Genomic DNA, 880 nt, shown 5'->3' with positions numbered 1-880 from the left:
AATGCGTGGCCATCCTGCTCGGTGGGCAGGTAATCTCTGGCTCTTGTGATAAGACTCTGAAAGTCTGGGATCTGACCAAGGAGCCAGGTCAGGAGTGTATCGCCACCTTGACAGGGCACATCAACTTGATCAGATGTATAGCTATCCTCTCTGATGGGCGGGTGATCTCCGGCGCTTGTGACGGAATAAAGGTCTGGGATCTGAGTCGGAGGCCTGGTCAGGAGTGTGTTGCTGCCTTGGGGGATCGCAACGATTGGGGCAGAAGCGTGACTATCCTCCCCGATGAGCGGGTGATTACAGGTGCTACTGACGGTTCTCTGAAACTTTGGGACTTGACCAGGCTGGCAGGCCATGAATGTGTCGCCACTCTGGAAGGGCCCAGTACGCTGATCAGATGTGTGGTCGTTCATCCCGATGGACGGGTGATCTCAAATTCTGGCGACAACACGCTGAAAATCTGGGATCTGAACAAGGAGGCTCCAGCTAATATGTGTATTGCCATCTTGAGTGGTCACAATGACAGTATCAGATGTGTGGTCGTCCATCCCGATGGACGGGTGATCTCAGCCTCTGATGACAAAACCCTGAAAGTCTGGGACTTGGACCAGAAGCAAGGTCAGGAGTGTATCGCTACTCTGGAAGGGCTCAGCAAGGATGTCTGCCAGGTGTCCATCCACCCTGACGGGCGGGTGGTTTCGGTCTCTGATAACGGAATCCTGAAAATCTGGGACCTGACCAGGGCTTCAGGTGATATGTGTGTCGCTACTCTGAAAGGGCGTGGCAGCTGGTGGGTCAGATGTATGGTCAGCACGCCCGAAGGGTGGGTGATTTCTAACTCTTATGACAAAACTCTGCAAGTCTGCAACCCCTATGGTTCCAT

Annotated in this window: 1 protein-coding gene; it reads left to right on the top strand. The window is 53.6% G+C overall.

Features of this window, described 5'->3' with window-relative positions; translation table 11 throughout:
• A partial coding sequence (locus M3P05_RS20490; RefSeq protein WP_249701993.1) for a WD40 repeat domain-containing protein occupies positions 1-880 on the top strand: 880 nt, incomplete at both ends.

It is taken from the genome of Parendozoicomonas callyspongiae (genome assembly GCF_023502345.1).
Lineage (GTDB): Bacteria > Pseudomonadota > Gammaproteobacteria > Pseudomonadales > Endozoicomonadaceae > Sansalvadorimonas > Sansalvadorimonas callyspongiae.
Note: the sequence above shows the minus strand (reverse complement) of the source record. Positions and strands in the feature narration are given on the sequence as shown.